Below are 26,538 nucleotides of genomic sequence, written 5' to 3' on the forward strand. Positions count from 1 at the left end.
CCGTTTATCGCAATGCGCTCCCGAGCGCGCTCGCATGATTGCCCCTCGTTCCGCGCAGCTCATCAGGGCCCGCGGCCAAGCCGGCCGCATACGAGGCCGGACACATGACCGCACCCGTGCTCTCGATGCCTGCGTCGCTGATTCGCCTTGACCCGCAGGAGGCATCCACACATGCGATAAGGACCGCTTCTTCAGCCTAAGGTATGGCTAATCGCTCACATGGCGTTTCCATGTCGCACCTTATGCGGCCAACCATCAAGCTCCGGCTCATCCTCTCATGCGCGGGAAACACATCCACGTGGTCGGGTTCTCGCAGAACCAATGGAAGGATCAGCTGCCGCTTAGATGAGCGGCTCGACGTAGATAGGTGCGTAGGGGTCATAGACCGGTTCGATGTAGACGGGCGCGTAGGGGTCATAGACCGGTTCGACGTAAACGGGTGCATAGGGGTCATAGACCGCCTCGATGTAGATAGGCGCGTAGGGGTCATAGACCGGTTCGACGTAGATGGGTGCGTAGGGGTCATAGACCGGTTCGACGTAGATGGGTGCGTAGGGGTCATAGACCGGTTCGACGTAAACGGGTGCGAAGGGGCCAATCCAGATTTCTGGCTCGGCGTAGACGGGCTCCGGATAGGTCACAAGCACCTCCTCGTAGGGAGCCGGCTCCGGGAAGACCATGATCAGTTCGCCGTACATAACCGTGTCCTCCTCATTCCTCTGCAGGAGAACACGGTGCTGCGGCGATGGCGTGGCGCGGCAGTGTTCGCAGTAAGGCGACCAGGGCTAACCAACCATGTGCCGTAGGTGTTTGCTCAGAGGCGCGCGACAGTGACCCGACCCCGTAGAAGCGATCCGCCGGTAATGTGAGGCTGGCGAGGCGCGGAGGGTTTGAGATGGCAAGGAAGCACCACAAGCCGGAGGAGATTGTTGCCAAGCTGCGGCAGGTCGAGGTGTTGCTGGCGCAAGGAAAGACGGCGTCCGAGGCGGTGCGCACGATCGGGGTGACGGAGCAGAGCTACTATCGGTGGCGGAGCGAGTATGGCGGCTTGAAGCTGGATCAGGTGAAACGCCTGAAGCAGCTCGAGCAGGAGAACGGCAGCCTCCGCAAGGCGGTGGCGGATCTGACGCTCGAGAAGCTGGTGTTGAAGGAAGCTGCTTCGGGAAACTGGTAGGCGCCGCACGTTGTCGGGGCTGCGTCGAGCATGTCAGGGGCAAGCTGGGCGTCGCGGAACGGTTTGCCTGCCGTGTGCTGGGGCAGCATCGCTCGGTGCAGCGCGGCGTGCCGAGGGTGGCCGACGACGAAGCGGCGCTGAGGAAGAGCATTGTAGATCTGGCCCGGCAGTATGGCCGGTATGGCTATCGCCGGATCGCAGCCCTGCTGCGGGCTGAGGGCTGGCGGTGCAACCACAAGCGGGTGGAGCGGATCTGGCGGGCGGAGGGGCTGAAGGTGCCTGCCCGGCAGCCCAAGAGGGGGCGGCTCTGGCTGAACGACGGCTCCTGCGTGCGGCTCCGGCCTGAGCGTCCCAATCACGTCTGGGCGTATGACTTCGTCGAGGACCGTATCCGGGAGGGACGCCGGTTCCGGATGCTGAACGTGGTCGACGAGTTCACCCGCGAATGCCTGGCGATCAGGGTTGGGCGCCAGCTCAGGGCAGCCGACGTCATCGACGTCCTGTCCGACCTGTTCATCCTGCGTGGCATCCCAGGCCATGTTCGTTCGGACAATGGACCCGAGTTTGCAGCCACAGCCGTGCGGCGTTGGATCAGCGGCGTCGGCGCGAAGACAGCATTCATCGAGCCCGGCAGCCCCTGGGAGAACGGCTACGTGGAGAGCTTCAACGGCAAGCTGCGCGACGAACTGCTCAATGCGGAGGTACTCAACACGCTCGCCGAAGCCAGTGTCCTCATCGAGCAGTGGCGCAGGCACTACAACACCGTCCGCCCACACTCCTCACTCCGCTACCGGCCGCCTGCTCCGGAGGTGCTCCTGACATCAACTCCGCCGCCCTCCGCTGGCCCACCATCCTCCAGCTCAGGCCAAGCCGCCGCCATGATCCACTAAAAATCCGCCCGGACCTACTCGTGGGGGCTGGTCACCAGCTATGCGGCACTCAGAACGGCGAGCGCGGTGGTGACACGACGGAGGTGGAGCAGGCGACGGCGGTGGGCGGGGACGTGCTGGTTGTGGCGGGCACAAGAGCGGAGAAAGTTGCGGAGTTCGTCGTAGCTTCGGCAGAAGCGCTCCGCTAAGTTGAAACTTTTGAAGCCCCGCATACATCGCGTGCGGCTTTTCACACCCCGGTGGTCTTGCTCCAGTCGATTGTTCTTGAAGGCGCTGGTCCGGTGTACGACCCGGCGGCCGAGCATGGAGCGGATTGCCCGCGGGTAGGAGCCATGACCATCGGTGGTGACGCGTTCGGGCGTGATACCAGTGGCAGCCTTGGCCGAGCGGAAGAAGGCCTGCGCTGCTGCCATGTCGCGGTGCTCGCTCAGCATGGTGTCGACAAGGTTGCCATCGCAGTCAATGGCCCGATACAGATACGCCCAGCGGCCGCGAACCTTCAAATACGTCTCGTCAACGTGCCAGGGCCGACCACAGGTGCCGACCTTACCGTGCCGGCGGCGGCGGAGTTCGCCAGCCAGTACCGGCGCGAGCTTCGCCTCCCAGTCGCGGACAGCTTCATGGCTGAACACGAGGTCGCGCTGTAGGAACATCTCGGCCAGGTCGCGCAAGGTCAGGCGGTAGCGCAGCCGCCACAGCACCACCAGCGCGATGACGTCCGATGGGTACTGGGAGTGGTTCAGCGGCCCGCCGCTGCGCTCGTTGTACTGCTTGCCGCAGTCTCGGCAGCGGAACCGACGGTAGCCCCGGGCGGTACGCTCTGGCCGTTCCGTCACGGCGGCAGAGCCGCAGGCTACACACTCCATCCCCACTTCCCGCTTCTCTGGCTCCGGAGCCTATCGGCCCCGCACCGGCCAGCCTAACGGCCCCGCTGGCGCGAGCCCTGACAAAACCAGCGCGAGGTCCGCCGCGTCCAGGATGTAGTGCCGGGCCATCTCGGCGCGCTCGGTCGGGATGCCGAACAGGCGCGAGCGCGGCTCGGCGGACAGCAAAGTGCGGTGGGGCATGGCATCGGCTCCGGAAGGCCGTCACGGCGGCGTCACGCAATCGTGCTCCGACCATTTGCGGCGCTTTGCGCTGGTGACGGGTTCTGTGACGAACCGGCGGCGTCGGGAAGCGGTGCCCGACCGTCGTCACGCATCCGGCCGTTTGTGGAGCGGAGGTTCTCATGCTGATCGGCTACATGCGCGTGAGCAAGGCAGATGGCAGTCAGGTGCTGGATCTGCAGCGTGACGCGCTACTCGCCGCCGGAGTGGACTCGGTGCGCCTCTACGAGGATCGCGCCTCGGGCAAGCGTGACGACCGGCCTGGGCTGGAGGCGTGCCTAAAGAGCCTCCGTCGCGGCGACACTCTGGTCTCCTGGAAGCTCGACCGGCTCGGGCGCGACCTGCGGCACCTGGTCACCCTCGCGCACGAGCTGACCGGGCGTGGCGTGGGGCTGCGTGTCCTCGCCGGCGAGGGGGCGACCATCGACACTACTACTCCGAACGGCCGGCTGATGTTCGGCGTATTCGCGGCGTTGGCCGAGTTCGAGCGCGAGCTGATCGTCGAGCGGACTAAGGCTGGCCTGGCTTCCGCGCGTGCGCGAGGTCGCCACGGGGGGCGACCGTACAAGATGACGCCGGCCAAGCTGCGGTTCGCTCAGGTCGCGATGGGTCGGCGGGACACCGGCGTGGGTGAGCTTTGCGCCGAACTCGGCGTCACCCGCCAGACGCTCTACCGCCACGTCGATCCCGAGGGTCGGCTCCGGCCCGACGGCGAAAGGCTGCTGCGGCATCGCCACATGGACCGAGATCAGGGCCCGCCGGCGAGTACGCCCGGGCGGGAAGGCGGCGAACGCTATGTCTGACTTCGGGCAGATGATCAGCCGCCAGAAGGCGCTGGCCGACTTCGGCGAACTCGCCCTGCGCAGCGAGGATCTCGACGAGATCCTCACGGAGGCCTGCCGCCTCGTGGGCGAGGCGCTCGGGACGGAACGCTCCAAGATCCTCGAGATCGAGCACGCCAATCGGACCCTGCTGCTCCGGGCAGGCGTCGGCTGGAAGCCGGACCTCATCGGCAGGCTTCGCCTGGAGATGAGCGAGCATTCCTCGGAGACCTTCTCGATCGAGGCCGGCGAGCCTGTCATCACCCGCGACATCAGCAAGGAGGATCGGTTCGAGATACCCGACTTCCTGAAGGACGCCGGCGTGGTCGCGCTCGTGAACGTGCCGGTCTTCCTGCCGGGCGGCAAAGCCTATGGATTGCTGCAGGTGGACGCCACTGAGCCGCGCGACTTTGGCGAGGATGAGATCCAGTTCCTCCGCACCTACACCACAATCCTCGGCCCGGTGATCGACCGCCTGCACAAGGTTCACCGGCTACGGGCCACCGAGGAGCGGTTCCGCCTCGTCGTCGAGGGCGCACGCGACTACGCGATCTTCGTTTGTGATGCCGAGTATCGCATCACCGACTGGTTCCGTGGCGCGGAGGCGGTCTTCGGCTGGACGGCGGAGGAGGCGGTCGGGCAGTCCAGCAGCATCATCTTCACGCCGGAAAACCGGGCGGCGCATGTCGACGAGGATGAGTTCGAGACGGCCCGTCGGGAGGGAACCGCGCCGAACCGGCGCTGGCACCTGCGCAAGGACGGGGCACGGGTGTTCACCGATGGCAGCGTCATCGCACTGCATGGCAAGGAGGGCGAAGTCCACGGCTTCCTGAAGATCGGCCAGGACGTCACCGAGCGACGCAGGGCCGAGGAGGCGCTGCGCGAGAGCGAGGAGCTGCTCCGGCAGTTCGGGGACGCCTCCCTCGACGTGCTCTGGATCAGGGATGCGGAGACGCTGCAGTGGGAGTACCTGACCCCCGCCTTCGAGCGGATCTATGGCATGATGGTGGACCGGGCCCTGAGCGGCGACACGCTGGCGACCTGGCTGGAGCTGATCCTCCCGGAGGACCGGGACCACGCCCTCAGTAACATCGCTCGCGTGCGCGCGGGCGAGCGCGTCACCTTCGAATACCGGATCCGGCGAGCGTCGGACGGCGGAGTCCGCTGGCTCCGCGACACCGACTTCCCCCTGGTGGACGAGGGGGGGCGCGTGCGCCGGATCGGCGGCGTCGGGCACGACGTCACCGATCTCAAGGAGGCCGAAGCGCGGCTGCGCGAGAGCGAGGCGCGCCTGCTCGCCATGGTGGACGCGGCGCCGCAGATCGCCTGGACCGCTCGCCCTGACGGGCACCACAACTACTACAACCGGCGCTGGTACGAGTACACCGGCCTGTCCCGCGAGCAGACCGAGGCCCAAGGCCGGACGGAAGTCATCCACCCCGACGATTTGGCGCGCACGCAGGAGCGCTGGGGGCGCAGCTTGCGGACCGGCGAGGACTACGACGTCGAGTGCCGCTTCCGCGGCGCGGACGGCACCTACCGCTGGTTCATCGCCCGCGGAGTGCCGGTGCGCGACGCCCCGGACGAGGAGCACCCGCGGGGCCGGGTCGCCCGCTGGTTCGGCACCTGCACCGACATCGAGGACATGGTGCGCGCCCGCGAGGTGCTGGCCCGCGGCCGCGAGGAGTTGGAGGCTCTGGTGGCCGCGCGCACGGCGGAACTGACGGCCGCCGAGGAGACGCTGCGCCAGGCGCAGAAGATGGAGGCGGTGGGCCAGCTCACTGGCGGCATCGCGCATGATTTTAACAACATGCTCCAGGGCGTCGCTGGCGGTCTCGACATGGCGCGGCGGCGCATCGAGGAGGGTCGCTCCCCGGAGGCCGGGCGCTACCTCGACGCCTCGCGCACGGCGGTCGGCCGGGCGGCGGGGCTGACGCGGCGCCTGTTGGCCTTCGCACGGCGGCAGCGGCTGGACCGCAAGGCGGTGGACGCGGACGGGCTGGTCGCAGGCATGGCCGACCTCATCCGCCGCACGATGGGCCCCGCGGTCGGGGTGGAGCTGCGGCTGCGGGATGGCGCGGGCAGCGTGCTGTGCGACCCGAACGAGCTGGAGAGCGCGCTGCTGAACCTCTGCATCAACGCGCGCGACGCCATGCCTCAGGGCGGCCGGCTGACGATCGGCACGGCGGATGTGGACCTCTCGGCCGCGGACCTCCGGAGGGAGGAGGCGGAGCCGGGCCGTTACGTGGCGCTCTCCGTTGCGGACACCGGCACCGGCATGCCGCTCGAGGTGCTGGAGCGCGTCTTCGAGCCGTTCTTCACCACCAAGCCGTTGGGCGAGGGGACGGGGCTCGGACTGAGCCAGATTTACGGCTTTGTGCGGCAGTCGGGCGGGCTGGTGCGGATCGAGAGCGCGCCAGGAGCGGGCACGACGGTGCGGCTGCTGCTGCCGCTGCACGATGTCGCCGCGGAGGCCGAGGCGCGGGACGAGCCGCCTCCTCCGCATGCCGCCTCGCAGGCCACGGTGCTGCTGGTGGACGACGAGGAGGGCGTGCGCCACCCGGCCGCCGACCGGCTCCGCGACATGGGCCACGTGGTGCTGGAGGCGGCAGACGGGCCGGAGGCGCTGCGGGTCCTGGCCTCAGCCCGGCCGGACCTGCTGGTCACCGACGTCGGGTTGCCGAACGGCATGAACGGGCGGCAGGTGGCCGAGGTGGCGCGCGAGCGGCAACCGGGGCTGCCAGTGCTGTTCATCACCGGCTACGCCGGAACCCCGCTGCCGCCGGGCGTCGAGGTTATTGGCAAGCCCTTCGAGCTCGACACCCTGGTGAGGCGGGTGGGGACGCTCCTGGAAAAGGTGCCGAAGGCAAACAAGAGGATCCCCGATGCTTAACATGCAGTTTTGGACAGTCCGTGCAGCGACCCCTGGTACGGCACGAATGCGATCGAGATGATCCACCACCTCAAAGTGGCCCGCGACACCGCGGTGAAAGCCCGGAGCCAGGCCATGCAGACGCTCAAAGCCATGATCGTCAGCGCACCCTCGGCGCTGCGCGAACAGCTCGACCACCTCAGCGGCAAGATGATGCTCCTCCGCCACCTTGCCGCCCTGCGCCCAGGCCCGCTCACCTCAACAACGGCCTCGGCCAGAACCAGCCTGCGGGCGATTGCCCGGCGCTGGCTGGCCCTCGACGTAGAAGTCAAAGCCCATGACGCTCATCTCGAGCAGCTGACAGGCCAACTCGCCCCCGAGCTGGTCCAGGCGCACAGCATGGGCGCGGGCACCGCCGCCGAGATGCTGCTGCTTGTCGGCGACAACCGCGAGCGCATCCACTCTGAGGCGGCCTTGGCTAAGCTATGCGGCGTCTGCCCGGTTCCGGCCTCCAGCGGCAAGATCAGCCGCCACCGGCTCAACCGCGGCGGCAACTAACAGGCCAATGCCGCCCTCTACCGTGTGGTCATCGTGCGCATGCGCGCTCACCTGCCGACCCTTGACTACGTCAAGCGACGCACCGCTGAGGGAAAGAGCAAACCCGAGATCATCCGCTGCCTCAAGCGCTTCGTGGTCCGTGAGATCTTTGGCTATCTCTGCCGCCCATTAAACGCTCAACACTCAGCACCAGCGGTGTCTTGACCATTATAGGAGCATTACAGCGATCGACCAGCTCCAGCTGGGGCCAAAGCTCGTCCATGGTTTTCGGCGGCAAGGCCAGCAGCAGGCGGTTGCGCAGATCGGATGGGAGAGCAGCAGGGGAGGCCAAAGCACAAGCTCCTAGCGGGGGACGGGAGCGCTGGCCTCTCTTAGTTGCCGGCTGCTGGGAAGCATCGGCCCGAACGATGAGGATGTCTGCGCGCACCACAGCTTCATGGCTATACGGTAAAAGACGGTCGGACATTAGGCCGAGACGCCAGCCGGGTATGTCCCTAAGTGTCCATCCGGGAACAGATTGAATGATCTGAATCGGTTGTGATTGGCTCTTAACGGCGATGGCCGGAAGAAGAGCGTGCATGTGGACACCCGAGAACCGGCCGAAATACGACCGCAGCAAGCTCCGCTACCCGAGTGATCTGACCGACGAGGAGTGGTCGATGATCAGCCCTTTGATCCCGGGTGCGAAGGGCGGCGGCAACAAGCGGACGATCGACGTGCGCGCGGTGCTGAATGGGGTGATGTACATCCTGAGCACCGGCTGCCAATGGGCGGCGCTGCCGAAAGACCTGCCGCCGCGGAGCACGGTGAACGACTACCTCCGGCGCTGGGATGAGGACCGGACGCTCGACCGCATCCACTACGCGCTCTACGTGCTGTGCCGGGAGCAGGCTGGACGCGAGGCCAGCCCGACGGCGGCAATCATCGATAGCCAGAGCGTGAAGAGTGCGGAAAAAGGGGGCGCTGCATCGACCCCTCGGGCTACGACGCGGGCAAGAAGATCAAAGGCAAGAAGCGGCACGTCCTGGTCGACACCCAAGGTCTGCTGATGCAGGCCATCATCCACGCCGCCGACATCCAGGACCGCGATGGTGGCGTGCTGCTGATGGGCTCGCTGTTCGGCCTCTACCCCTTCCTGCTGAAGCTCTACGCCGACGGCGGGTACCAGGGCGCCAACTTCCAGGCCGGACTGCGCACGACTTGTCGCCAGATCAACCTCGAGATCGTCAAGCGGTCCGAGTTGCGCAAGTTCGTCGTGCTGCCGAAGCGGTGGATTGTCGAGCGCTCCATCGCCTGGCTCAATCGCTGCCGACGATTGGCCAAGGATTGGGAGTGCCTGAACCGTCGCGCGCTTGCCTTCCTGCGCTGGGCTTCCGTCCGTCGCATGTTCCGAAGGCTATGTCAGAAAACCACATGATCCCGGACGGACTCTAAGGCACAGTACGAACTACCCACTTGCAACAAAAATAGCGGAAGGGTTGCACGAAGCGTTGGCTGGAGGCGTCGACGGCTAAGCGGCGTGAGAGCAGGTAGAAAAGCCATGAACGACAGCATCGTTTCAGGTGATGGCAGTCTCAATGTCGAGTTGGACCGACTGACCGATCTGTGTGCCGACATCAGGCTCATGGCGAAATCTCAGCGTATTGAGATCGAGGCCGCCGCTCACCAAGCGGTTGCACTCGGCGTCTTCACTGCTGAGGATTACGAAACCATCCGTCTTGCGTTTCTAGGAGGCCTACACCGAACTGATGATCTCGCAGCCCGGTTACAGGTTGCTTGCGAGATGCGTCACGCAGTGCGACGGCGAGCGATTGCGCAAAAGCTCGAACGCTAGCTGTCAGGTGCCGACAGTCTTGACCTGGTTCGCTGGCTGCACGTGCTGTAACGGGGCTGCGGTCGGGGCTCCCGCCGGTTCGGCAAGAGCTTCGGCGGGAAGCCGCTGAGGCTTGGTCAACGGAGGCTTGCCGCCGGCGCAGAAGGGGCGCGGGCTCATGCCGCCACCCAGCCGCTTCCGGCGCCACCAGCAGCGGTGTCTAGCTCGCGGTCAATCGTCCCTTTATGCTTCCGGCAGCCTCACCCCCAGCCGCGCCGCCGCAGCCTCAAGGCGTTCGACGGCGCCCTCGCGCCATCGATGCCGGGTTAGCAGCTTGGTCGCCTCGGCCGCTGGCATCCCGAGCGCAGCGGCGACCTCGGCGGGTGCGGTGATGCTTCGCTCATCCAACACACGGCCAATTGCCATCTTCAACCGGATCATGGTCAGCTGATCGGCCGTCCGGCGCCGGCGCCGGCGCTCCTCGGATGAGATCTTCGGCTTCGCGAGCGGCATTTGGTCGGGTGGCAGGCTCATATTGTGGATGTCGGTCGCCGCAGCAGCCGGCACCAGCCCACTACGAGCAATGGAGATCGAGGGTTTCCGATAGTGATGTGCAGGGCGGTGCTGCGAGCCTTGTCGGCTGGGGAGAAGAGCTGAGGCAGCCCAGCTATGGATCTACCATCTCGCTGCCATCCGGCGGGCCAAGGCGAGTGACAAGCGCAGCCTGCACGAAATCTGCTTCTTCGGCCGATAGCCGGGCGAATTCCATATTGAGTGTCATCAGGCGCACCTCATCGAGCGCAGCCAGGGTGCCGCCCTGCTGCGCGGCAAGAAGTGAGGCCATTTCAGCGAATATGGTTTTCAACTGATAATCGAACCTAGCACGCCCCGCGCCTGAGGCGGCTTCCATGGCGGTCCAGGTCACCGGATCTGCAAGACGCTCGCGCTGTTGTCGGGACAGTTTTTCGGCTGGCATGACCAATTCCTAACTTCAGACCACCTGCGGCACTCCCACTCCTACCGCAGGTCAGCCGACCCTGCCGCAATCAGCATGTGCGCAAAGAAGGGGCCGCTCACGAAAGCGAGCGGCCTGAGTTTCCGGAGGAAACAAGGATCGCAGCCCTGCTAACGTCGCCCTTGCTGAGCTAGTTTGCGAGCATTCCACATGTGGTCAGGGCGTTCCATGTGCCGTCTGATCCGCCTCTAACTTGCGATAAGTCTTCCTTACCGCAAGTGATGAGGAGCTTGCCACAATCCCGAATAACCGACAGTTTCCAGGCCTGACCGGGGGCGGACAGGGGGACCATGAGCGAAGCTGAAAGTGCGGCGGGGGCCTCAACCGGGCTGCCGGCGGTAGTGCCCGAGCCGGGCAGGGGCCTCGCTCCCGCCGCCGACTGAGCGCATTTCTGCGGATGGTGCGGCGAGACGGGCTGCTCCCCGCTGCCGGCCAAGCCCGCGGCCGTCGCCGCCAGGCCGCGGCGCTGACTTCGACCGAGTTGCGTAAGCTGGTCGTCGCCTGCGGCGGTGACCTGACCGGGCTCCGCGATCGCGTCCTGCTGCTGCTGGGCTTTGCCGGAGCGCTGCGCCGCTCCGAGTTGGTCGGCATCGACCGCGAGCATCTGCGCTTCACCGGCGAGGGCCTTCGCCTGACCTTGCCCTCCTCCAAGACCGACCAGGAAGGGAGGGGCACCGAGCTCGGCATCACCCGCGGCAAGCGGCGTAAGACTTGTCCGGTGCGGACGCTTGAGGCCTGGCTGGCCGCCTCGGCCTGTGACTACGGCCCGGTGTTCCGGAAGGTCGACCGCTGGGGCAACATCGAGCATGCCCGACCCAGCGGCGAAGCCGTCCGCACCATCCTCAAGGGCCGGGCCAAGGCGGCGGGGATCACGGTGCACAGCACCGAGCGGCTGTCGCCGCACGGGCTGCGGGCGGGCTTCGTCACCGAGGCCTACATGGCCGGCGCCCGCGACGAGCAGGTGATGGACCACACCCGCCACCGCGACCTCAAGACCATGCGAGGCTATGTCCGCTGGGCCAAGCTCGTCACCGAGAGCGCCAGCGAGCTGCTCGACCTGTGACCAGGGTCCAAGATAAGGAAGAGGTTGCCGGGGTCGGGCGGCGGGGCCGGGGAGGGGAGTGTGCCGCTCGCCGAGGTGCTGGCACCGGCGCATACCGACTGGCTCTACCAACACCTTCGGATCACCGGCGATGTGGCCGAGGTCGCGGCCTTCCGCCACGCCGCCGTTGGGGCTGGAGTCATCCCCTGGCAGCACAGCCCGCGCCGCGCCGAGGAAGACTGGTTTCACCTCCTGGTCGCGCCCCCGCCGCCGCTCACCCGCACCCTAAGCCTCGAGGGCGCCCGCATCCTGGCCGGCCACCTGCGGGCCGCAGCCGAGGAGCGGCTGCGGCTGGTGGCTGAGCGATCGGGCGAGAGCCGGGCCTGCCCGCTCGGCCTGCACCGGCTGCTGGTGCCGGAGGCGATGCTCCGGCTCGGGCCGGAGCATTCAGAGGCGCGGGCTTGGTTGTGGACCCCACGGGGGACGACCAAGGCGCTGCGGCATGTAGTCGAGTTGCCGGCCCCGAAGCGCGGCCAGTTGCCGAAGCGAGACCCCGGCTTGCTCTGGCTGGGCTTCTGGTCGGCAGATTGGACGTCCCGGATGGCGCTCCGGCAGTTGCGCGAGCGATGGCTCAGTCTGCGGCTGGTGATGTAGCCGCACTACGATGAACCGTGAGGCGGACAGCGCCGCGGCATTCCTCGATGCTGGTCCTGCCGCGGTCGGCAACAGCGACGCCGCGGTTGCGCTGATCATGGCGATTGGGCGGTCGGTGACCGAGCCGGAGCAGTTCACCAGCATTTTCGAGAGGGCGGAGCTGTGGCAGGCGTAACGCACTACGTCACAGCACATGGGATTAACTGAATACCGCTACGCTGGTCCTTGTTAGACATCGCTGGGAGGTCGTACGCGAATTTATGCCAGCGGAGCGCAAATTCCGAATTGCATCCGCGCACAGGTTTATTGATCCAAGTATTGCTGTTATCTGGAACCCGCCACTCATGTCGAAGTCGCGAGACAAAGAGGCTGTATAAAACGCTCGTTACTTACTCTTAGATTCCCCTTGCGCGTAAGAAAATGTTGCGCCATTTTCTTGGTAGGTAAAACGTTGATAATTAAGAATAAGAGCCGGCGAGATTGTTCGCTGGAACGTTTGTACGCCTTCGCGCATCGGCTTACGGTCGAGGAGGGGCTGAACATGAATTCGCCTCACGCGCTAGCAGAACCAAGGATGGTGGCGACCGACACTTGTGCGATAGTGACGGGTCCGTTCTGTGCCTCCAGTATGAGCGTGCCGCATTTGGGCGAAAGCGTGACACGGTCCTCGTGGAAGTTGGCACCGCAAGCAGAGAACTCGCAGTCGCAAAAGGTCAGGTATGATTTGAGGTTGGACGTTTCCACGGTGCGTTGGCGCAGTAACGTAAGGCGGATTATCACTACTTCCTCGTCGGCGGCAATGCTTCGTGTGCTTGTATACGCAAGGTGCAGGTCGCCAAGCGAGACATCGTTGTCGAGGAATAAATTACGGCGGAATTTAAGGACGCTGTCAGCGAGGTTAATGACATCCCAGCCGCCTTGCGGTGCAATGGCTTATATCCAGCTGGGGCAACCACTCTACAGATCTCCGTTGTGGCATCCGCGCTGCTGAACGCTTAGCGCAGGCTGCGCGCAAGGTGCGCGGCGAAACCTTCATCAGGTTAAAAAGCAATGGCCGCCGACTATCGGTTGGGGCCGATCGCTGACTCTTGCCTATGGCCAAAGGAGGCCGTGTGATGGAGTTCCGGACGGCAGATGGCTCAAACAACAGCCTCACTCAAAGTGACCTGAACGCCTCTGGCTCCGCGTTCGTCCGCATTGGGCCGGCGCGCTATACGGACGGTGTCCATGAGATGGTGGACGGGCCGAATCCACGCATGATTAGCAATGTCGTCGTCGGTGAGGGAGAGGCGGCGACACCGAATGGTCAGGGCCTCTCGGGTATGATGTATGCCTGGGGCCAATTTATCGACCATGACATCACCCGCACGCCCTCTGATCGTGTAACCCGCATCGATATCGCGGTGCCACAGGGCGATGCCGACTTCCCAGATGGCACTAAGATTCTGTTGAGCCGTGCGGTCACGCATCCCACAAGCGGAACCGGCCCGGAGAACCCTGCAACGCCACTCAATGCCGTCACCGGATGGCTCGACGCCTCTATGGTTTACGGCTCCGATACAGCGACCGCGGCAAGCCTGCGCCTGGCTAACGGGCGCATGAAAACATCAGATGGCGATAACCTCCCCATTGTCGGTGGCCAGTTTCTGGCTGGTGACGTACGCGCCGCAGAAAATCCCGCATTGACAGCGCTTCATACGTTGTTTGTGCGTGAGCACAACTGGCAGGTTGAACGGCTACACGCAGCCAAACCCTGCTTGACCGGGGACGAGCTATACGAGCAGGCGCGAGCGATCGTTGCAGCGGAGATTGCGCATATCACCTACGAGGAGTTTCTGCCACATCTCGTCGGGCCGGACGCCATCGCTGACTACTCCGGCTACAATCCAGCCGTGGATCCGCGGCTTAGCGTAGAGTTCGCTGGCGCTGCCTACCGTTGGGGCCACTCGACCGTCTCGGCCGAAACCGAACGCAAAGATGAACGAGGTGAGGTAGCAGGCGCCGATCTGGAACTGCGCGACGTCTTCTTTATGCCACCTGCGGCCTTCATCACAGACAGCGGCGCCGACGGGTTCCTCCGCCACTTAGGTGCGGACTTGGCTCAGGCCATGGACGCACGGATTGTCGATGATTTGCGGAATTTCTTGGTGGACGCTGACGTCGGGCAGGATCTCGCCGCTATCAATATACAGCGGGGACGCGATGTAGGCATCGGAACGCTTAACCAAACCCGAACAGCCCTCGGTCTTACCCCGTATGATGAGTTTGAGGACATCACTCAAGATTCAGCCACCGTTGACGCGTTGCGGAAGGCCTTTGTAACGGTGGACAAAATTGACCTCTGGACCGGAGGACTGTCTGAGTCTCTTGCCCCAGGAGCGTTCCTTGGCGAGACGTTTCGGGCCATTGTTGCCGATCAGTTTGAGGCACTGAGGGATGGTGATCGTCTCTGGTTTCAGGCTCAAGGGTTTGACGCCAGGACCCTATCTGAGATCGAGCGTACAACTCTTTCCGACATCATCCTGCGCAACACAGATACGAAGAACATCCAGGATGATATCTTCACCTTCGTTGAACGCCGTGGCAGCGACGTAGCACCTGAGCATCCGGATCTGCCGCAGCTGGTGGTCGGCAGCAACGGGCGTGACGAACTTACTGGTGGCATGCAGGATGACATCCTGGTTGCGGGGCGAGGACGTCAAACATTGAGAGGCGGGGAGGGTAACGACCGCTTCGTACTGGATGGACCTACCAAGGCGACGGTTGTTGACTTCCAACCGGGGCACGATCACCTGCAGCTCAACGTAGGCAACGGCAAAGGCTTCGCAGATCTGGATATCCGTGGCGGCGTGGACGACACCGTGTTGCGGCTTGGGTACTACCGCATAGAGCTTTCGGGGATCCGTCCCGACGAACTAGGCCCGGGCGACTTCATCTTCGTCTGAGCCGAAAGCTTGGGCAGCCAAGCACCTTGTGCTGACGACGCCTGGCAGTAAGACTGACTTCCAGGCCATCGAGGACGACATCCTGGAACTCAGCCGACGCTTTCGTATCATCAGTGTCGGCTACGGCTGAGCAGTACCCGGAGCTTGAGCACCTCCGCCGGCGACGGAGCGGAGCCGGAGGTATTGCCCGAGAGGGCAAGCGATACGCTTATGCGACGCGGCTGGCGACGAGAATGATCTCCGCCATGTCGTCCTCTGCGGATGCTAGGAGCGGCCCTATTGCAGAGGCAAGCAGGGCGGAGGCGAAGGTCACGAGCGCGGCCGCTGCCTCCAGCCCGAGGTCGGGCATCGTTGCGGCGGTTTTGTCAGGGCTCGCGCCAGCGGGGCCGTTTCGCCGGCCAGGGCGGGGCTGGTAGGCTCCGGGACTATCGGAGCGGAAAGTAGTAATGGAGTGTGTGGCCTGTGGCTCTGCTGCTGTGACGGAGCGGCCGGAGCGTACCGCTCGAGGCTACCGCCGGTTCCGCTGCCGCGATTGCGGCAAGCAGTACAACGAGCGCAGCGGCGGGCCGCTGAACCACGCCCAGTACCCATCCGATGTTATCGCCCTCGTGGTGCTGTGGCGACTGCGCTACCGCCTGACCCTGCGTGACCTGGCCGAGATGTTCCTCCAGCGCGGCATCATCTTCAGCCACGAAGCCGTCCGCGACTGGGAGGCGAAGCTCGCGCCGGTCCTAGCTGGCGAACTCCGCCGACGCCGGCACGGCAAGGGCGGCACCCGCGGCCGGCACTGGCATGTTGACGAGACATATTTGAGGGTTCGCGGCCGCTGGGCCTATCTGTATCGGGCTATTGATCGCGACGGCCACCTTGTCGATACCATGCTGAGCGAGCACCGCGACATGGCAGCAGCGCAGGCCTTCTTCCGCTCGGCCAAAGCTGCCACTGGCAACACGCCCGAACGCGTCACCACCGATGGTCATGGCTCCTACCCGCGGGCGATCCGCTCGACACTCGGCCGGCACATCGTACACCGGACCAACGCCTTCAAGAACAATAGCCTGGAGCAAGACCACCGCGGCGTTAAAGGCCGCACGCGATGTATGCGGGGCTTCAAAAGCTTCAGGTCAGCGAGGCGCTTCTGCCGAAGCTATGACGAACTCCGAAACTTCCTCCGCTCTCGTACCCGCCACAACCAACACATCCCTGCCCGCCGCCATCGCCTGGTGCACATGCGTCGTGCCGCAGCTGCGCTCGCCATCCTCACAGCAGCATAGGACAAGTTTTGCCGGCACCTCTCGTCGCCAAGCTTGGCGCGAGCGCTGACGGATCCGCCTCGAGCGGTACGCTCCGGCCGCTCCGTCACAGCAGCAGAGCCACAGGCCACACACTCCATTACTACTTTCCGCTCCGATAGTCCCGGAGCCTACCAGCCCCGCCCTGGCCGGCGAAACGGCCCCGCTGGCGCGAGCCCTGACAAAACCCGGCAGGCACAGCGTTTCCTCTCCGCCCACGATCAGATCGCCAACCTTTTTCATCTCCGCCGCGACCACGTCACCGCCAGCGAGTATCGCGCCGCAAGGGCGCGTGCGTTCCAAGCATGGACCGACGTCAGCAAGGTCACCGCTGCAGCCTAGACTCCAATCCGCATCGGTCCTCGGCCAACCAACTCGGTCAGCCTTGCGCCGATAACTTGACGGTACCGTTCGGCAAGCGGCACAACTGAAGGGGCAAGGCTTAGCGCTCGCGCTGCAGGTCCAATTGCCGGTTTGACTGAGTTGCACAAAGTCACATTGCGGAATTCGACGTCGAGCGCGACCTACCCCGGCCTCAAGGTTACTCGTAAATTCATAGGCTGCGGGAGGTCGTGCCCCCAGACGTGGTGTGGGAGGCCACCAGCGTAACGGTGGCGGCCATCGTGTTGGCCTGACGGAAACCAGAACCGAGCTTATCCAGGCCGTCGCGCTGTCCGACGGACGGGGATCACCTTAGCTCCGCCGACGTCACCTCATGCGCTCCCATGCATCTTCGTGGATGGAATCAAACTTATCCAGGCGGCAGCATCAAATCTCGTCGCCAAGGGTATCGAGATCCACTTGCTGGATCGAAAACCAGATCGGCTCGGGGCTGCGCGCGGCGGTCCGCAGGAGGGACTTGGCCGCGGACAGCAACTCCTCAAGCGAGCGGAAGGGGTTCACCGCTTCCTCGCCGTCGCTGGTCCGCATCAGCAGGGCGTACCCAGCCTTGCTCGCCCGCGGTGGTGACACCGGTGCGGCCGGCTTTGACGCCGCAGTCCGTGCAGCCCGACCGGGAGGGACGGCTCTTGGCTTTGGCTCTGTGCGGGCAGGCTCGCTTGGCGAGGTTGGTGGTGGCCTCTCCGGCTCAGTTGGAGGCAAATCTGGCGCATTCGACGCCAGCGGGAGCGAAGGCACGGGTTCCGGCGGTCTCGCGGGCGGGGCAGCGAAGAGGTCGGCCGTGGTAGCCCGCTCCGCCACGGGCGCGGCATCAGCGTCAGCTGTGACTGGCCCTGGCGGTGCCGGGGCTGGAGCGGCCTCGCCAGCGGTCTGGCGGCGCAGCTTGCTCAGGATGGCGTAGATGTTGGCGGGCGTGCAGCCATAGGCCGCGGCGACCTCGGCCACCTTGTGTCCCTCGACATCGACCCTGCGGACGATCGTCGCATGCTCCTCACGCGGTATCCTTGGCATCCCCTGCCCTCGTTGCCCGACGGTGCTGGAACGAAAATGAACCGACGAAGTCTGGGGGTATCATTAGGAGCGGCGGATTCAAATTTGAATTTGAAGTCCGGTGTTGGGCAGTTTGCCTGTCAGCCTTTGACCACGCTGCCGTCGGGAGCAGCTTTGGCCCAATGCATTTCCCGACACCGCGGGGCGCTGCTTCGCCGAGACAGCGAGGGCATGGTCTCTGCTAGCCCGACCCTGCCGTGCGTCGCGGCAGTGCGGCGGTCAGGAGCACCGTCCGGGCGGCGGTCTGAGTGAGCGGGTCGGATATCGGCATCGGCCGCAGCTGCTCCACGTCCCCGGCAGCGGTCTCGATGGGCGGTCCCAGCAGCACCGGGATGCTTGGCCAATCGCGTCTGAGAATGCAAAAAGCCCCATGGCCTCGGTGTGAGGCCATGGGGCTCTGCGGCTTTCCGCTAGGGAAGGCCTGGGTTATCGGATAGGCACGACTACGCCGGCGGGGTGCCGGCGCGGGCTTGCGCCTTGCGCCGTTGCTCGAGCACCGCGGCCTGGAAGGCGCGGAACTCGGGGATACGGGCAAAGCGAACAAGGTATCCGCCATAGGTCAGCTCGGCATGGCACGCGGTGCAGACCAGCCAACCATGCTCGGGCTTGTTCAGCCCGCGATGGAAGAAGTGGTCATACTCGGCGCCAAGCACCGTCCGGCCTGCTGTGGTGAGAACGGGCACTGCGCGGCAGCAGGGACATTGGCCACCGAAGGGTTCGGCCGCCACCGCCTTGGCGATGAGGCTTCTGCCGAGATCCGTGAACTCCAGTCGGTTTCCCAGCACCACTTCCTGTGCGGAGAGCACGAGGAACATCAGGTCAGCGTTATGCCGCTCGAGTGTGTCGATGCGGCGATGCAGCTGCTGGAACTGCTGGGCGAGGTGCACCAGCAGCGGGTCTTGGCCCGCGGCGGGAAGGCCGGCGCGCCGCTCGATGGCGGCGCGGACGACCGTGTTGCACCAGAGATGGAACTGCGGCGAGAGGTAGCGGGCATAGGACAGCGCGAGCTGCCAATGCGCCCAGGTCCCGCCGTGGCGACCACGGAGCGTGGCGACGAAGCCGTCGTGGTCGGTGCGGATAATGCCGTCCAGGACGGCATTATCGACGGCCGGGTCTTCGAATTCGGTCCAATGGACCCTGGCATGCGCGCGAAAGCGCTGGGTCTCATCGAGGATCAGCCAGTCGGTCGGACGCCGGTTGTCCGGCCGCCCTGCCGCCTGCCACATGTCGGTCAGGCTGAGCATGGCGCCGCGGAGGCGGATCGGCGTGCCGTGGTAGCTGAGGGTGTTGATGGGGGTCATGCGATCTCCAACACGGGGTTCCGGCCTTGCTCAAGGGGCCGCGACGGTCGGCTCGGAGCTGCCGAGACGGGTTGGAGGGGCTGGGGTGGGCGCTGGGCTGGCCGGGTGCGAGACCGCGGCCGGCCCAACGGATCCGGCGCCGGCATGGCGCGGCAGGCGGCTGTATGCCAGCGGATGGCTGGCAGTCTCGGTTACCGCTGGTCGTCGCTGCCCCCATGCCACCGCTGGCAAGGGAGGGTTCGCAGAAGCGGCCGGCTCAGTGCCGGATGCGCGGCGGCGGGCGGCCATGGCGCTGAGGGCAGCACCAGGGCAATCGGCCTGGCAGTGAGGACCAGAGGGACGAGAGGCCGATGACCCGACCCTGAGCCCCATCAGGGGCGGCGCGGGATGGCTGCCGGGCATCCGCTGGAATGCATCGGGACAACCCATAGCCGGCCGGCTTGTGCTCGACCCTCGGGAATGGATGATGCGCGATGCTGCCAGGGGAGCGAGGGTGCCGGCGGGGCCTTGCCTCTCGTCCACCACAGATGGGGTTGCCACCATTTATTTTCAATGTCGCAACGAAAAGAAGGCATATTTGCATGGACGGGAATGCCTGCCGCTGAGGCCCGTTCGGCCCGGGATGGCGCCCGTCATGCTGACGCAAAGCCACGACGGAAGGGCGCAGCCCAGGTTCGCACCCTCCCCGCGCGCGAGGGAAATGGTGCGCACCCCCTGCGCACCTCCCCATCCCCTGCGCACCTTGGGTTTCTTCCGCGGCGGGTGGCTGAGGAGCTCGTCAGTCCATCCGGCTGGCGAAAGGCGGCTTGCCGGCCGCCTTGGACAGAGCCAGCGCCACGGGTACGCACCGCCCCCGCGCGCGAGGAAAATGCTGCGTACCCCCTGCGTACCGGCCGCTTTCACGTGCAGTACGACGGCACGATGCCAGTGACGGCCGTCTCCAGCCCTATTGCCCCGGTTGTCAAACAGCAGGCCCCGGTCCGCCCGACAGCGCAGGCCTCCTACCTTCCACGGTCAGGTAAGGCTCGAGCCCGGCTTTCAGAGCCCGGGCGGATAGCCAGGTTCGGTTCCCCCATCTGACGCGACCGACAAGTCGGTGATGGTGATGGGCGGTACGCGGCTTGCCCGGCTGGGGCAGGTACCACTCTGTCAGCGTGGTTCCGGGCCTTGTCTCACGGCCCCAACGACAAGGGCAGCAGCCTCAGCAAGCCGCAGCACTACCGCCATGGATTGCGATAGTATCCGTCTCCTGTCCGCTCGCCGATGCCCAGGGACCGACCGCCAATGGCTCTCTCCACTCTGCAATGGGCCGATCTTCGGATTAGGTACCAAGCCGGGATCGCCACACGAAGCCTGGCCAGGATCTATGCGGTGGACGAGAGCACCATCCGGGAGAAGGCCAGGCGCTTCGGCTGGCAGCGCGATCCGGCGGGCGATCGCCATGACACGGGCGATCCCCACACCGCACGGCAGGCTGAAGCCGAAGCTGACGATGGGCTGGGAGGTGCGGGAACACCCGCCGGCGGTTCCGGGCGCCAGACCCGAGCTGATCGGCGTGACGCCAAGCAGCGGCGCTTTGACGAGCTGGCCGCGATCCTCAAGGTTGCCCTGTCTGAGCCAGTCGCAGGCGATGCCCTGGCGGCTGAGCGCCGGGCGCAGGCGTTGGCCGCCGTAAGGGCCGAAGGCGGCATGGTGGCAGCGCTTTCGAAAGCGTCAAAGCTCGTGCGCAGCATTGCCGCAGGCTGACTGCCCCGTATCGGATCCAGGCTGCCCCCTGCCCTCTAGCCCCCGATACGCCGGGGCTGGACCTCGCATGCGCATAAGCCGGTGCGCGAGGAGCCAGAGGCAGCGCTAATTCAAAAGTCATGAACGGGCCCACGCTTCCGAATCTGCCCGGCGCTACGGCTAGCAGTCTCTTGGTGTCGGCCAAAACCACCAGAGAACCTCGAAAGTGCGAAAAATCGGGCAAAATTTACTGCAACATCGGAACATATTCGAAAACGCATGCGCTGCCCGACCAAGCCTTATTGCGTCCCGCGAGCGCGGGGGTGATGAGGCGGTACCCAACCCAAGGTGAGTGTTCATGGACTGACTTTGGGTTGGCGGAACACGTCAAAATCGCGGGTGCTGTCCACCACATCCTGTTGCGTCCCGCGGAGGCAGCTGCGCTGGCCTGCCTGAGTTCCAGAGTGGAGTCGTGACCGACGTTGCGGCGATGAACTTGTAGCTTGACAGAGATAGCATTTTATGCTGACGGATGGAAAGGTGGTGGACGGCGGGGAGAGGCTCCCTTTTGAGGGGAAATCTGTTCAGCGTGACGGCATGGAGCCGGCGGAGCCACGTCTGATTGCTGGCATCGCGGAACTTTCTGGCCGGGGTCACCCGGTCGGCCGCCTTGGGACAACCCCAAGACCCGCGGAGATCATGTGACGGTGCTCGTTCGCCCCCGGCCATACCAGCGACCAAGGCGAGCAGGGGCTTTTCGAGGCCCCATCCTGCTTGCGCGTCAGCCCAGGGGCCAAAGCGAAGCTTCGTTGCTGGAGTTGGCAAGATCTTACGATCCGGATGAACTCACATCCTCCGACTGCCATGAGCAGCCAGATCTTTCGTTCACCCGACAATGCCTGTCCCTGCCAGCGCAGGTGCACAAGGAAGCCCTGGGCGGTTTCATAGTGCCCACAGTCGCTCCGCACTTGGCAAGTATCATCCGTGGCTTGCTTGTCTCGGGACCGTGCACCTGGATAAGCTCCCGTCAGGAGGCGCCCTCATGCCCGATACCGTCCCCGTAACAATTGAAGTCGAGCCCGGTGCTGCTGCGGCCCTCGGCGACCCGCGCACGCGTGCCGCCATGGGCCGCTTGGTAAGCCGAGTGCTCAACCCACGGCCCGACCCGAGCGAGCTGGCGCAGGCGATCACCGCGGCCAAGGCCGAGGGGCGCGCCGCCGGCCTGACGGACACCGACATTGATGCCGAGCTCGCAGCCTACAATGCGGAGCGCCGCGACAGCCCCTCGGCGTGATCGTCTTCGACGCCTCGGCCGTGGTGAGTGCCGCGCTACGTGAGGACAGCGTACCCGAGCGGGCGCTGCTGCGCGCAGAGGAGACTGACGTCTTCGCCCTCTCATCCGAGGTCGACGCCGAAATCGCCAGCGTGCTCGATCGGCCGCGCTTCGCAACGGCCGTCTCGGCGGCGCGGCGGACGCGCATCCTCGATGTCCTGCGCGGCGGTGCGGTGTGGTTCACCCCGTCTGAGCGCGTGGCAGACTGCCGTGATGCGAAGGACAACAAGTACCTTGAACTCGCCCTCGCGTCCGGCGCCTGGGTCATCGTCAGCGGCGATGCCGACCTGCTCGTGCTGCACCCTTGGCGTGGCGTGCGGATCCTGCGGCCGGTGGACTACCTTGCGGATGTCACTAGAGGCGCATGACCTGATCCGTCCGGATATCGGCTCCCCTGCCCTGCCCGACGCTGTCGCTCCCATGCGAGGAACGCGGCCAAGGCGCTTCAGCATGACCGCCGCAATAGACATGGTAATGGCAGCGGGTAGCGGCCGTCGTGGTCCCGCTTATGGTACGCTCCGCTCATGGAACACGCCGAACTGCCCTCGCTTCCCGCCTCCGCGCGCCTGCCCTGGGACTTCCATCCCGCGCTGACCGAAGAGCGGCTGCGGATCTGCGCCAGAATGCTCGCCAATGCCCGGCGCGATGCGCTGGCCATGGCCAGCTACGAGCTGGGCGATGACCCCTGGTCGGTCGGCTGCCGGGCCTTCGCCTTCGGTCGGCACCGGCTGGAGCGGGCCGCCAGCTCGGGCGACTATCCCTGGCTCGAGGTGCTAGACGACAGCGCCCACTTCGTCTTCGTCATCGGCGGGGACGGCAACGGGGTGCCCGTGCGCTTCTACCGCGGTGCCGCCGAGGAGCCGACCGAGCGCACCCTCAAGCGGCAGGAGGTCGAGGTCCAGCAGCTCTCCCTGGCGCTGGGCGAGGCGGCGGCCGAGGGGCTGGCCTTCCGCCTGGCGGTCGAGACCGACGGCGCTGGCCGGGTGGACCGGGTGGTGTTCCTGGCGCTGCGCGGCGAGGACCGGGTCGAGTGCTTCTGGCCGGTGCCACTGGAGCTGCCGGCCGCGGCGGCCGCCGGCAGCGGGGTCCAGCTGCGGCTGATCGCCGATGACGGCTATGCCGGGCCCGACGGGACCCCCAGCCGTCCGGCCCCCCTGCCCGCTGCGCTGCCGCGCCGCAAGCCGGCGGCCAGCAACCCGCAGCGGCCACAGACCACCCTGTTCTAGCCACGCCTGCCGAGACATCTCCCATGTCCGCGCATCTCGCGCCCTTGAACCCGGCGCAGCGCGCCGCGGCAATCGCGCCGGCGCCCGTGCTGGTGCTGGCGGGTGCCGGCTCGGGCAAAACCGAGACGCTGATCCGGCGGGTGGCCAACCTCATCCTGAGCGGCGAGGCGCCAGATCGCCTGCTCTGCATCACCTTCACCGCCAAGGCCGCCGGCGAGATGCGGAGCCGGCTTGCGGCTCTCCTCGGGCCGGAGCGGACACCGCGCTGGGTCGGCACCTTTCATGCGGTCATGGCCCGACTGCTGATCGAGGACGGCGCCGGCGTTCCCGGTCTGCCCCGCGGTTTCGCCATCCTGGGCCAGGGCGATGCCCGGGAGCTGCTGATGCAGGCCGCCGGCATCCAGGACCGGAAGGCGGCCGGCTTGATGCAGGAAGCGGTTTCACTGCTGAAGAATGGACTGGTGACTGATCCCCGCCGGCTGCCGCGCTCCTCGGCGCTGAGTCGGTTCGAGCCGGAGGTGCTGGCACAGGCCGCGGCCGTGCTTCCGGCTTACCGGTCGGTGCTGGCGGGACGGCAGGCGTTGGACTTCGACGACCTGATCGCCCTGCCGGTCGCGGCCATGCAGGCCGATCCGGCGCTGGCGGCGCATTGGTCCCTGCGTTGGGCGGAGATCCTGGTCGACGAGTACCAGGACACCAACCATGCCCAGCATGCGCTGGTGCGCCTGCTGGCCGGCAAGCCCGGCCGGGTCTTTGCCGTGGGCGACGACCTGTAGGCAATCTATGGCTGGCGCGGCGCCGACGTGACGCATATCCGGCGCTTCGGGAGGGACTACCGGGCCGCTCCCCCTGCCCTCAAGCTCGAGACTAACTACCGGTCGACCCCGACGATCCTCCGCGCCGCCAACGCGATCGCCGCGGAAGACCCGGAGGCGCTGCCGAAGATCCTGCGCCCGGCTGATCCGAAGGCCCCGCCCGGCCCCTCGATCACCATCTGGGAAGCCCCGACCGCGGAGGATGAGGGCCGCGGTGTCTTGACCTGGCTGCAGGCGCTGCGGCGACGACAGCCGGAGCTGCTCTGGCGCGCGTGCGCGGTGCTGGTCCGGGCTGGCTTCGTAGCAGAACCGATTCTGGCCGCCCTGCGCCAAGCGAACGTGCCGATGCGGCTTGTGACCGACCGGGAGCCCGAGCCGCCGAAGGAGGTCCTGGCCGTCATAGCCTGGCTAAGGCTGGCGATGAGCCGTGGCCGCGGCGGCAAGCCCGGAGCCCCTGTCTGGGATCCCGCTGCCGATGATGCCTTCCGCCGGGCTTGCGCCTTTCCGGCGCGCGGCATCGGCGGGACGGTGTTCGGGCGGTTGCGTGAGCACGCCACGGAGCGGGGTCTCGCCCTAGCCGCGGCCGTGGGGACGCTGCCTGCCACACCGGCAGAGCGGCAGGGGCTCGAGGCCGTGCTGGGCGTGGCCGGCGAGATCGCGGACGGTGTGGCTCGCCGGAAGCTCGGTCCGGCTGATGCACTGCGGCTGGCGGCCGAGGCCAGCGAGCTCGCGGAGCGGCTGGGCCCGGACGGCAGGCTTGGCAATGCCTGGACGGCCGCGCTGCGGGCGGCGGAGCAAGTCGGCAGCGTGGCGGCCTACTGCGACGGGGCCGCGCTCGGTACCATGCCCGGCGAAGCCGAGCCCGCCGACGCCGTGCAGGTGCTGACGCTGCACCGGGCCAAGGGGTTGGAGTTCGACCATGTGTTGCTGGCGGGGCTCGAGGAGGGCGTCTGGCCAAACTGGCAGGCGGAGCAGCAGGGCGCGATTGCCGAGGAACGCCGGCTTTTCTATGTCGGCGTCACCCGGGCCCGGCATTCGCTGCGGCTGAGTTGGGTCCGGCACCGCCGCGACTGGGCCGCCAAGCCATCACGCTTCCTGGCGGAGATCCCGAAGGCGCTGACCGGGGCCGGCACGGCGTCCTGGCAAGCCAAGGGTTCCGGGCCGGCCAGCCGCACCGCAGCCGGTCGGCCAGCTCGGCCGGTGAAGCCACCTTCCCAAGCCGAGACGGACCGATTGGTCGTCGAGTTCACGGCCCGCAAGGCGGCGAAGGCGCCACGGTGATACCGTGCTTGCCGGCGCCCGTGCCCGGTCCATCATGTAGCCGGTCCTGGTAGCTGTGGTGATGGCCTACGCCGGAGGGGACGTTCCGGTTGCTACTAGCAGCGCATCGTGGGTGGCTGCCCCTTCGGCCGTGTTGTCGAAGATGCACCAGACCTCGCCGTCGAGGCTGGAGAGTCGGCTCCGCAGCCGGTCGAGATAGGCCTGCGGATAGGGCGAGTAGTATATGCGCGGCGAGCCGTGCAGCCGGAAGTAGGTCAGCGCCGGCCATCCGCCCGGCTCGGCCGCACGTGGGACCGGGGCCGGATCGGCGGCGACACGCGCCACGCGGTGCTCAACCAGCACCGCATCGACCTCGTCGGTGAACCAGCTTGGGTGACGCGGCTCGCAAGCCAGGTCACCGGCGAAGCTGTTGCGCAGATGCCGAAGGCAATCGGCGACGAGGTCTTGCTGAAAGACCAGGCTGGGCGGGAGCTGGATCAGCAGGGGCCCAAGCTTGGGTCCAAGCCGACGGACTTCATCCAGGAACCGCGCCAGCGGCTCCGCGATGTTGGCAAGCCTTCGGGTGTGGGTGACTTCTTTCGGCACCTTCACCGCAAACCGGAAGTCCGGTGGAACACTGGCAGCCCACCGTTCGTAGGTGCTGGGCCGATGCGGCCGGTAGAAGGACGAGTTGATTTCGACGGCCGGGAGGCGTTGGCTATAGCGCTGAAGGTGGCTGCCTCCCTGAGGAAAGCGGTCAGCCTGCGCTGCCGGGATCGACCAGCCGGCCGTTCCAACCCGCAGCCTCGTCGGCATCACAGTCATTCCCGGAGCCACCCTGTTGCTGAGTATAACGAGGTCTCCGGGTGCGCTTGGCGTTCTGCAGCCTGCTGTTGCAGAGTGGCCTGACTGCCTGCGACGGTAAGGCCATACACGCCACGCCCGGCGCGCTCGAACCAGCCATACACGTTGCGCAGCAAGATCCGGCCGGCATCGGGCGCGATGGCCTTGATGTCGCGCGGCCGGCGAGGCCCCTCCTGCAGTGCCGCTGCACAGGCCAGCGCCTGCTGGCGGTAGGCGGTCATGATCGGGGTACGCGAGGCGCCGCCCTGGGTGGGGTCACCGCGGCGCTGGCGGTGCTCGCGGAGCAGCAAGCTGCGGCGCTTGCGGTTTGGGCGAGGCCGATAGATCGTTGGCTCGGCCAGCACCTCGACCATGTGGCGGACAGGATCGACAGCAAGCAGCCC

Annotated in this window: 26 protein-coding genes; 17 read left to right on the forward strand and 9 right to left on the reverse strand. The window is 66.2% G+C overall.

All coding sequences use genetic code 11. The features are described from left to right. Window positions 1-341: 341 nt before the first annotated feature. Window positions 342-698, reverse strand: coding sequence for a hypothetical protein (locus tag LH62_RS27380; RefSeq protein WP_043367373.1), 357 nt, complete (start codon window positions 696-698; stop codon window positions 342-344). Window positions 699-895: 197 nt separating this feature from the next. On the opposite strand from LH62_RS27380, the gene LH62_RS27390 reads away from it, so the two are divergent. After that, window positions 896-2,064, forward strand: a protein-coding gene (locus LH62_RS27390) for an IS3 family transposase (protein ID WP_369796851.1) whose coding sequence is annotated in 2 segments (ribosomal slippage) — window positions 896-1,166 and window positions 1,166-2,064 — 1,170 coding nt in all. Because the reading frame shifts where the segments join, the coding sequence is not laid out codon by codon here. 38 nt (window positions 2,065-2,102) lie between these two features. Here the strand turns inward: LH62_RS27390 and LH62_RS27395 are convergent. Next, entirely contained in the window at window positions 2,103-2,930 is an 828-nt protein-coding gene (locus tag LH62_RS27395) for an IS6 family transposase (RefSeq protein ID WP_043367375.1), read from the reverse strand. 30 nt (window positions 2,931-2,960) lie between these two features. Then, on the reverse strand, window positions 2,961-3,131 hold the full coding sequence (locus tag LH62_RS30830) for a DUF4158 domain-containing protein (protein ID WP_144404760.1): 171 nt from the start codon (window positions 3,129-3,131) through the stop codon (window positions 2,961-2,963). 161 nt (window positions 3,132-3,292) lie between these two features. On the opposite strand from LH62_RS30830, the gene LH62_RS27400 reads away from it, so the two are divergent. The 5 genes from LH62_RS27400 to LH62_RS30840 all read left to right on the forward strand — a co-directional run bounded on the left by LH62_RS27400 (window position 3,293) and on the right by LH62_RS30840 (window position 9,255). Continuing rightward, on the forward strand, window positions 3,293-3,973 hold the full coding sequence (locus LH62_RS27400; RefSeq protein WP_082012991.1) for a recombinase family protein: 681 nt from the start codon (window positions 3,293-3,295) through the stop codon (window positions 3,971-3,973). After that, complete coding sequence (locus LH62_RS27405) at window positions 3,966-6,884, forward strand: PAS domain S-box protein (protein WP_052215176.1); 2,919 nt, start codon at window positions 3,966-3,968, stop codon at window positions 6,882-6,884. Before LH62_RS27400 ends, LH62_RS27405 begins: the two co-directional genes overlap by 8 nt. 57 nt (window positions 6,885-6,941) lie before the next feature. Beyond that, window positions 6,942-7,421 carry a transposase gene (locus LH62_RS30835; protein WP_201445684.1) on the forward strand — a complete coding sequence of 160 codons (480 nt, stop codon included), beginning with the start codon at window positions 6,942-6,944 and terminating at the stop codon, window positions 7,419-7,421. A 578-nt stretch (window positions 7,422-7,999) separates the two neighbouring features. Continuing rightward, window positions 8,000-8,838, forward strand: a protein-coding gene (locus tag LH62_RS29900) for an IS5 family transposase (protein ID WP_144404761.1) whose coding sequence is annotated in 2 segments (ribosomal slippage) — window positions 8,000-8,387 and window positions 8,387-8,838 — 840 coding nt in all. Because the reading frame shifts where the segments join, the coding sequence is not laid out codon by codon here. Between the two features lie 123 nt (window positions 8,839-8,961). Then, window positions 8,962-9,255 carry a hypothetical protein gene (locus tag LH62_RS30840; protein WP_144404762.1) on the forward strand — a complete coding sequence of 98 codons (294 nt, stop codon included), beginning with the start codon at window positions 8,962-8,964 and terminating at the stop codon, window positions 9,253-9,255. A 222-nt stretch (window positions 9,256-9,477) separates the two neighbouring features. Here LH62_RS30840 and LH62_RS27425 read toward each other — a convergent pair whose 3' ends face one another. Together LH62_RS27425 and LH62_RS30845 are read right to left on the reverse strand one after the other, a co-directional pair. After that, window positions 9,478-9,768, reverse strand: a complete 291-nt coding sequence (locus LH62_RS27425; RefSeq protein ID WP_144404763.1) for a hypothetical protein — start codon at window positions 9,766-9,768, stop codon at window positions 9,478-9,480. A gap of 133 nt (window positions 9,769-9,901) precedes the next feature. Next, window positions 9,902-10,210, reverse strand: coding sequence for a hypothetical protein (locus LH62_RS30845; RefSeq protein ID WP_144404764.1), 309 nt, complete (start codon window positions 10,208-10,210; stop codon window positions 9,902-9,904). Between the two features lie 436 nt (window positions 10,211-10,646). Between LH62_RS30845 and LH62_RS27430 the strand changes: the two genes are divergently transcribed. The 5 genes from LH62_RS27430 (at window position 10,647) to LH62_RS27445 (ending at window position 16,164) form a co-directional block, all read left to right on the forward strand. After that, window positions 10,647-11,312 carry a site-specific integrase gene (locus tag LH62_RS27430; protein WP_052215180.1) on the forward strand — a complete coding sequence of 222 codons (666 nt, stop codon included), beginning with the start codon at window positions 10,647-10,649 and terminating at the stop codon, window positions 11,310-11,312. Between the two features lie 60 nt (window positions 11,313-11,372). Beyond that, on the forward strand, window positions 11,373-11,945 hold the full coding sequence (locus LH62_RS30850; RefSeq protein WP_052215181.1) for a hypothetical protein: 573 nt from the start codon (window positions 11,373-11,375) through the stop codon (window positions 11,943-11,945). A 10-nt stretch (window positions 11,946-11,955) separates the two neighbouring features. Then, on the forward strand, window positions 11,956-12,120 hold the full coding sequence (locus LH62_RS31370; protein WP_160299918.1) for a hypothetical protein: 165 nt from the start codon (window positions 11,956-11,958) through the stop codon (window positions 12,118-12,120). A gap of 940 nt (window positions 12,121-13,060) precedes the next feature. Then, window positions 13,061-14,890: a peroxidase family protein gene (locus LH62_RS29910; RefSeq protein ID WP_160299919.1), complete on the forward strand. Its 1,830-nt coding sequence runs from the start codon at window positions 13,061-13,063 to the stop codon at window positions 14,888-14,890. Window positions 14,891-15,336: 446 nt separating this feature from the next. After that, window positions 15,337-16,164, forward strand: a complete 828-nt coding sequence (locus tag LH62_RS27445; RefSeq protein ID WP_043367360.1) for an IS6 family transposase — start codon at window positions 15,337-15,339, stop codon at window positions 16,162-16,164. 786 nt (window positions 16,165-16,950) lie between these two features. Here the strand turns inward: LH62_RS27445 and LH62_RS31375 are convergent. Both LH62_RS31375 and LH62_RS27450 read right to left on the reverse strand, forming a co-directional pair. After that, on the reverse strand, window positions 16,951-17,112 hold the full coding sequence (locus tag LH62_RS31375) for a hypothetical protein (RefSeq protein WP_160299920.1): 162 nt from the start codon (window positions 17,110-17,112) through the stop codon (window positions 16,951-16,953). Between the two features lie 962 nt (window positions 17,113-18,074). Beyond that, window positions 18,075-18,932, reverse strand: coding sequence for a KilA-N domain-containing protein (locus tag LH62_RS27450; protein WP_043367381.1), 858 nt, complete (start codon window positions 18,930-18,932; stop codon window positions 18,075-18,077). A gap of 1,371 nt (window positions 18,933-20,303) precedes the next feature. Between LH62_RS27450 and LH62_RS27455 the strand changes: the two genes are divergently transcribed. From LH62_RS27455 to LH62_RS27480, 6 genes are all read left to right on the forward strand, one after another. Beyond that, window positions 20,304-20,678, forward strand: a complete 375-nt coding sequence (locus LH62_RS27455) for a hypothetical protein (protein WP_144404765.1) — start codon at window positions 20,304-20,306, stop codon at window positions 20,676-20,678. Window positions 20,679-21,699: 1,021 nt separating this feature from the next. Then, entirely contained in the window at window positions 21,700-21,951 is a 252-nt protein-coding gene (locus tag LH62_RS27460; RefSeq protein WP_043367383.1) for a hypothetical protein, read from the forward strand. Further along, entirely contained in the window at window positions 21,948-22,358 is a 411-nt protein-coding gene (locus tag LH62_RS27465; protein WP_043367384.1) for a putative toxin-antitoxin system toxin component, PIN family, read from the forward strand. The genes LH62_RS27460 and LH62_RS27465 overlap by 4 nt, the downstream gene beginning before the upstream one ends. A 156-nt stretch (window positions 22,359-22,514) precedes the next feature. After that, window positions 22,515-23,216: a hypothetical protein gene (locus LH62_RS27470; protein ID WP_043367385.1), complete on the forward strand. Its 702-nt coding sequence runs from the start codon at window positions 22,515-22,517 to the stop codon at window positions 23,214-23,216. Window positions 23,217-23,239: 23 nt separating this feature from the next. Next, a complete protein-coding gene (locus tag LH62_RS27475; protein ID WP_043367388.1) occupies window positions 23,240-23,992 on the forward strand; it encodes a UvrD-helicase domain-containing protein in 753 nt (250 codons plus the stop codon). Window positions 23,993-24,019: 27 nt separating this feature from the next. Then, on the forward strand, window positions 24,020-25,312 hold the full coding sequence (locus tag LH62_RS27480; RefSeq protein WP_043367390.1) for an ATP-dependent helicase: 1,293 nt from the start codon (window positions 24,020-24,022) through the stop codon (window positions 25,310-25,312). A 66-nt stretch (window positions 25,313-25,378) separates the two neighbouring features. On the opposite strand, the gene LH62_RS27485 is transcribed toward LH62_RS27480, so the two are convergent. Beyond that, entirely contained in the window at window positions 25,379-26,107 is a 729-nt protein-coding gene (locus LH62_RS27485; RefSeq protein ID WP_144404766.1) for a DUF72 domain-containing protein, read from the reverse strand. 5 nt (window positions 26,108-26,112) lie between these two features. After that, window positions 26,113-26,538: DUF2161 family putative PD-(D/E)XK-type phosphodiesterase (locus tag LH62_RS27490; protein ID WP_043367415.1), on the reverse strand; the 426-nt coding region annotated here is incomplete at its 5' end.

This window comes from Belnapia sp. F-4-1 (assembly GCF_000802185.1).
Taxonomy (GTDB): domain Bacteria; phylum Pseudomonadota; class Alphaproteobacteria; order Acetobacterales; family Acetobacteraceae; genus Belnapia.